This is a genomic window from Microcoleus sp. T3_D1 (genome assembly GCF_036700405.1).
GTDB lineage: Bacteria > Cyanobacteriota > Cyanobacteriia > Cyanobacteriales > Microcoleaceae > Microcoleus.
Genome location: NZ_JAUBOV010000017.1, coordinates 69,182 through 75,475, shown reverse-complemented (window position 1 = coordinate 75,475; position 6,294 = coordinate 69,182). Strand labels below are relative to the sequence as shown.

General features: G+C 47.1%; 7 protein-coding genes, 1 pseudogene and 1 other annotated feature. Of the genes and pseudogenes, 2 read left to right on the top strand and 6 right to left on the bottom strand.

All coding sequences use genetic code 11. From position 1 onward, the window contains the following. Together QT992_RS10360 and QT992_RS10355 are read left to right on the top strand one after the other, a co-directional pair. Window positions 1-521 (top strand): annotated as a pseudogene (locus QT992_RS10360) (CopG family transcriptional regulator); the annotation flags it as partial. Between the two features lie 180 nt (window positions 522-701). After that, window positions 702-2,318 carry an FAD-dependent oxidoreductase gene (locus tag QT992_RS10355; protein WP_333321755.1) on the top strand — a complete coding sequence of 539 codons (1,617 nt, stop codon included), beginning with the start codon at window positions 702-704 and terminating at the stop codon, window positions 2,316-2,318. A gap of 270 nt (window positions 2,319-2,588) precedes the next feature. Here the strand turns inward: QT992_RS10355 and rplL are convergent, their stop codons facing one another. From rplL to secE, 6 genes are all read right to left on the bottom strand, one after another. Continuing rightward, complete coding sequence (gene rplL, locus QT992_RS10350) at window positions 2,589-2,978, bottom strand: 50S ribosomal protein L7/L12 (RefSeq protein ID WP_333322336.1); 390 nt, start codon at window positions 2,976-2,978, stop codon at window positions 2,589-2,591. Window positions 2,979-3,116: 138 nt separating this feature from the next. Then, a complete protein-coding gene (gene rplJ, locus QT992_RS10345; protein ID WP_333322334.1) occupies window positions 3,117-3,749 on the bottom strand; it encodes a 50S ribosomal protein L10 in 633 nt (210 codons plus the stop codon). Between the two features lie 29 nt (window positions 3,750-3,778). Beyond that, window positions 3,779-3,951, bottom strand: a sequence feature (ribosomal protein L10 leader region). A 108-nt stretch (window positions 3,952-4,059) separates the two neighbouring features. Next, window positions 4,060-4,773 (bottom strand): 50S ribosomal protein L1, encoded by a 714-nt coding sequence (gene rplA / locus QT992_RS10340; protein WP_333322332.1) that lies wholly within the window; start codon window positions 4,771-4,773, stop codon window positions 4,060-4,062. 219 nt (window positions 4,774-4,992) lie between these two features. Then, a complete protein-coding gene (gene rplK / locus QT992_RS10335; protein ID WP_333031062.1) occupies window positions 4,993-5,418 on the bottom strand; it encodes a 50S ribosomal protein L11 in 426 nt (141 codons plus the stop codon). A 3-nt stretch (window positions 5,419-5,421) separates the two neighbouring features. Beyond that, window positions 5,422-6,060, bottom strand: a complete 639-nt coding sequence (gene nusG, locus QT992_RS10330; protein ID WP_332953948.1) for a transcription termination/antitermination protein NusG — start codon at window positions 6,058-6,060, stop codon at window positions 5,422-5,424. Next, complete coding sequence (secE, locus tag QT992_RS10325; RefSeq protein ID WP_333054360.1) at window positions 6,057-6,290, bottom strand: preprotein translocase subunit SecE; 234 nt, start codon at window positions 6,288-6,290, stop codon at window positions 6,057-6,059. The genes nusG and secE overlap by 4 nt, the downstream gene beginning before the upstream one ends. Window positions 6,291-6,294: the final 4 nt, after the last annotated feature.

Here is a 6,294-nt window from a genome sequence, read left to right as displayed (position 1 = left end):
TCGCCGAAAAAGAACATCGGGAACACGACTTTGTGCAACAGCTAGCCGAAAAATCCAGTGCTCTGGAATCTTTGCACCAGCAACTCGCCGAAAAAGAACATCGGGAACACGACTTTGTGCAACAGCTAGCCGAAAAATCCAGTGCTCTGGAATCTTTGCACCAGCAACTCGCCGAAAAATCCAGTGCTCTGGAATCTTTGCAGCAGCAATTCGCCACCGAAAAGCAAAATCTCGAAAGCCAATTGCAGGAAACCGTGTCGAAGTCGAGTTATGAATCTTTGCAGCACGAGTTAGCAGAAAAGTCAAGTGTGATCGGCGATTTCCAAGTTCAACTAACCAAGTTGCAATCTCTAGAAAATCAATTGAGCCAGAGTGCGGCGATACAGCGAAATTACGACGCTTTGCAGCAACAGTCTCAAGAACAGCTAAGAACCATCAAAGCTTTACGGGAACAGCTAGGTCAAATGCAGGCTGTGGCTGGGATTGGCGAAGCTTATCTCAACAAGTGGCGCCGTCCCTGATTCTCTGATCGGCACGCCACAGTCTAACGCTCCGGGTGCGCCCAGAGCATTTTACCCCTAAAAAGTCCTCTAAACTCGACCTCCTTCCTCTTGTAGCGATAGATTTGAACCTGTCGCTACAAGAGCTTTTTATTGCAAAATATGAGCATAATATTAAGAAATATTACAATAAATAAATTTATGACAGGCGATCGCACCCCTTTTGGCAAATCCAGTCCCACAGACACTAAGGGCCGCGTCACGGTAATTGGAGGTGGCATCGGCGGGCTGACAGCAGCAGCCCTGCTAGCCCGCAGAGGATACAAAGTGCTAGTCTTAGACCAGGCGATCGTCCCCGGAGGATGCGCTTCCACCTTCAAACGCAAAGGCTTTACCTTCGATGTCGGCGCCACGCAGGTTGCAGGATTGGAACCCGGAGGCATTCACCACCGAATTTTCTCAGAATTAGATATAGAACTTCCCGCCGCGACACCCTGCGATCCCGCTTGTGCGGTGTTTTTGCCGGGAGAAACCGCACCGATTAGCGTGTGGCGAGATCCGCAAAAGTGGCAGGAAGAAAGGCAGCGACAGTTTCCCGGAAGCGAACCTTTTTGGCAATTATTGTCTGCATTGTTCAAAGCTAGCTGGAAATTTCAAGGGCGCGATCCAGTTTTACCGCCCAGAAACTTCTGGGATTTCTGGCAATTAATTCAAGCAGTTCGTCCCGATACTCTAATTACTTTGCCTTTCACTTTTATGACAGTGGGAGATGCTTTGCGGCTTTGTGGGTTGGGCGACAATTTGCGCTTGAAAACTTTTCTGGATTTGCAGTTAAAATTGTATTCTCAAGTTGATACTGAAGAAACGGCGCTACTTTACGCGGCCACGGCTTTAGGAGTTTCGCAAGAGCCGCAGGGATTGTATCATCTAGAAGGAAGTATGCAGGTGTTGAGCGATCGACTGGTAGAGGCGATCGAACTCTACGGCGGCAAAGTCCTGTTGCGGCATACAGTTGAAAGTATTGTCACAGCAAATGGCAAAGCCACCGGTACAGTGATTCGCAATCAAAAAACAGGCGAAGTTTGGACAGAAACAGCCGATCGCATTGTTGCCAACGTGACAGCGCAAAATCTAGTAAAATTGTTGTCAAGCGAGCCAAGTGTCGGCAATTTAACAGATAATTTATCGGTTAAATCAGAGACTTCAGAGACAACAAATCAACTCCCAAATCAAATGGCAGGCTACAAATATCGAGTTGATAAATTGCCGCCCGCATCCGGTGCATTTGTCATATATTTGGGAGTGCATGAAAGCGCAATTCCGGCAAATTGTCCGCCCCACCTTCAGTTTCTCTACGATTACGACGGCGAGATTGGGGAGAATAATTCATTATTTGTTTCAGTCAGTCATCCGGGTGATGGGCGAGCACCGGAGGGAATGGCGACAATTATCGCTTCCTCATTTACTGATACTCGAATGTGGTGGAATTCGGTTGATTATGAAGGATTGAAGCAAAAATATACCGCAGGGGCGATCGCCCGTTTGAGCGAATATTTCAATTTGACGCCAGAGTCGATCGTACACCAAGAAGCCGCCACCCCCCGCACCTTTGCCCGCTATACAGCGAGAGATAGAGGCGTTGTCGGCGGCATCGGGCAGCGAATACCAACCTTCGGCCCCTTCGGATTTGCCAACCGCACACCAATTAAAAACTTGTGGTTAGTAGGCGACTCCACCCATCCCGGAGAAGGTACTGCAGGTGTATCCTATTCTGCTTTAACAGTAGTGCGACAAATGGAAGCCGCCTCTAAAATCTAAGGAATGAGAATTAAATAACTTCCACAAGTTTGTGGGATGGGCGTCCCGCCCGTCCTTTTTGGACGGGCGGGACGCCCATCCCACAAGAACAATTAAAATTGTAAATTATTTAATTCGCGATCCTAAGAGGACACAGCAAGGCCGTTTCCCTACACCAAAAATAATTAATCGCGCGAGAGATGTAACTATCGCGCGATTAATTTTAGGGAATAGTCAACAGTCAACCATCATTCCGGTGTCACCAGAATTGATATCAACTACATTCTATGACTACTTGATAGAAATCTTTGCGCCCACAGCTTCAAGCTGTTTCTTCATTTCTTCAGCAGCTTCCTTAGCAATAGCTTCCTTAACTGCTTTCGGTGCGGCTTCTACCAAGTCTTTTGCTTCCTTCAGGCCCAGACCGGTAATTGCGCGGACTTCCTTCAGAATGGCGATTTTCTTGTCAGCAGGAACTTCTTCGAGCATGACAGTAAATTCAGTTTGCTCTTCTACTGGTTCAGCAGCAGCAGTAGCAGGGCCGCCCATCATCATCATGCCGCCGACAGGAGCAGCAGCGCTGACGCCGAAAGCTTCTTCAATTTGCTTGACCAATTCAGAAGCTTCGAGCAAAGTCAGAGACTTAAGTTTTTCCAAGATTTCGTCAGTTGCAGTAGACATTCGTTAAACTCCTAGTTTGATTGTAGATTTGGGATTTCAGATTTGAGATTTGCTCATTCATCCTTAGTTTTTCGTCTCCAGTCTTCTATCTATTGCTAAATACTAATGACTGAGGACTAATGACTAATTACTAATGACTTACGCAGATGTGCTTTCTGCTTCTGCTGGTGCTTCTGCTTCAGGTTGTGCTGGTGCTTCTGCTTCTGCTTCTACTTCTGCTGGTGCTTCTGCTGCTACTTCTGCTGAATCGCCGTCTTTTTCAGCATAAGCTTTAAGACCGCGAGCGATCGAAGTAGGAACTTGATTGATACCCACAGCCAACTTGGTTGCGACACCGTTGATAGCGCCAGCAATTTGAGCCATGAGTTGTTCTTTCGACGGCAGATCGGCTAATGCTTTAACATCAGCTTCTTTCAGTACCCGTCCTTCCATTACGCCGCCGCGAAGTTCTGTCTTCTTAGAGACTTTTTGGAATTCTTGGTAAGCTTTAATCGCGCCGCCAATATCTTCTTGCACGAACAGAAATGCCGACGTACCTGTCAGCAATTCTTGTATCGGCTGCCAGGTTTCGTTGCCTTCAACAGCAATTCGCATCAGCGTGTTTTTTGCCACTTGGCAACTGCTGCCTTTCGGACGCAAACGCCGACGCAAATCTGTGATTTCAGCAACAGTTAAGCCCGTGTAGTCAATCACGATCGCCAGTTGAGATTCGCTCAAGGTTTGCTTGAGGTCTGCAATAATCTCATTTTTTACTGCTAAACTTTTGCCCATACTTATTTCACCTCCTTTTAGGATCGAAAACTGCCCACCAAAAACCCCGACCTTAGAGCCGGGGCAGAGAATTAAAAATTAACAAGTCAGAATTAAAAATAGAAAATTTCTAATCTTTGAGTCTTGAGTTTTTATTTCTTCAGCCTCGGCAGGAAATTAAGCGATCGGCACCTGCGGTCTTCAGCTTATTGATTTTTGATTAGGCTATCACGAGAAGGCAGACATAGCAAGGCTATGACGCAAATCTTGTGAGAGATTTACACAGACAGCCGAAGCTGTCTTTTACCTTCTGCCTTCTGCTTAATTCTTTCTACGCAGCATCAAGTTTGGTATCGCGCAGAGCACTGATATCGACTTCGATCGACGGGCCCATTGTTGCGGATACGTACAAACTGCGCCAGTAGCGACCTTTAGCACCAGAAGGACGGTTGCGATCAACAGTTTCTTGCAAAGCATGAAGGTTGACGAGCAAATCTTCCGCTGAGAAAGCTGCCTTGCCAAACATAACATGAACGATGCCAGTTCGATCGGCACGGAATTCTAGTTTACCACCTTTAAACTCGTCGATCGCCTGAGCAATGTCAGTCGTCACCGTGCCACCTTTCGGAGAAGGCATCAAACCGCGCGGGCCCAACAACCGACCCAATTTTGCCACCAACGGCATCACGTCTGGGGTAGCAATCAGGCAATCGAAGTCCATCATGCCCTTCTGAATTTCATCGATCAACTCTTCAGAACCAGCAATATCCGCGCCGGCATTTAGAGCTTCTTTAACTTTTTCGCCCTTAGCAATCACCGCAATTCTGACTACTTGACCAGTTCCTTTTGGTAGCGATACAGTTGTCCGCAACTGTTGGTCAGTATATTTCGGGTCAATTCCCAAACGGATGTGAGCTTCAGCAGCTTCGCCAAACTTAGCGGTTGCTGTTTCTTTCAAAAGTTGCAGAGCTTCCAGCGGTAGATAAGGTCTGTCTTCAACTTTCTTTTGAAGTTCTTGCAGTCTTCGCGATACTTTCTTTGCCATTGTTATCTCCTGGGGTCAGTCGATTTTAGATTTTAGATTTTAGATTTTAGATTGAACCTATCGGACAATCTTAAAATCTACCAGTTTTCGGTTACTAGCGAAGCTTTGCTTCTCCCCCTGAACCGACTTAGGATTTGCGATTTGAGCTTGAAGATTTTAGCTTCAAAATCCTGAATTACTGACAACTGCCAACTGTCAACTGACAACTGACAACTGACTTCAATCCGCGATCGCCACGCCCATATTTTTAGCCGTTCCTGCCACAATTTTCATAGCAGCCTCAACATCATTAGCATTGAGGTCAGGCATTTTGGTTTCAGCGATTTCTCGTAACTGAGCCTGGGTAATCGACCCTACTTGCTTGCGATTAGGTTCTCCCGAACCCTTAGCAATGCCAGCGGCTTTTTGAATCAAAACCGACGCCGGTGGGGTTTTGAGAATAAACGTAAAACTGCGGTCTTCAAAAACCGAAATTTCTACCGGAACCACCAGACCCGCTTGGTCTGCGGTTCTAGCATTGTACTCCTTGCAAAACATCATAATATTGACGCCGTGCTGACCCAATGCTGGGCCGATCGGAGGAGCTGGGTTGGCTTTTCCCGCCGTAATCGCCAACTTAATTACTGCAACAACTTTCTTTGCCATTAGTTAGTTCTGTTTCTGAACCTGATTGAACTCCAATTCTACAGGCGTATCGCGCCCAAAAATCGAGAGTAAAACTTTGAGCTTGTTTCGTTCCGGGCTAACTTCAATCACATCACCTTCAAAATCCTTAAATGGCCCGGAAAGTACCACAACGTGGTCTCCAGCAGACATCGATACTTTGACAACTGGTTCTGATTCCTGAGCGTTTCTGAAGATCCGTTCTACTTCCGAATGACTCAGAGGTAGCGGTTTGACGTGACCCCTGCCGCGCCCGTAGCGGCGTTTCTGCTCTGCCCCGACAAAATTAATTACATTCGGGGTATTCTTGATCACCTGCCACGTATCCTCGTCCATAAACATACGGATGAGTACGTAGCCGGGAAAGATTTTTTCATCTGACTGCCGCCGGGAACCGTCTTTGCCGACTTTGATTGCCGGAGTTTGCGGAATTTCTACTTGAACGATGCGATCGGCAACATCCAAAGTTTGAATCCGCTGCTGCAAGTTTGCCTTCACGCGCTTTTCGCAGCCAGAGGCAACTTGAACAGCATACCAGCGAGCATCAATCTCCGGCACATCTGGCGATGCTGCCTGTCCCGTCGCTTCTGTGGAATACTCAGATTCTTCTGATGCAAAAGTCATGGCCCAAACACCTTTCCCGCGCCCCAGTTAAAGAAGTTATCCACCAAATAGATCAGGCTTGCTGAGAGGATTACCATCAAAAGCACGGCCAAAGACTCGCTGATTAGCTGCTGCCTGCTAGGCCAAACCACTTTGTCGAGTTCTTCTCTAGTTTCCTTAAAAAAACCCGCAGGGTCAAACCCAGGCGCTGTTATTTCTTGAGTTTCTTGAGCTTCGTCTTTTTTCGCCACGATT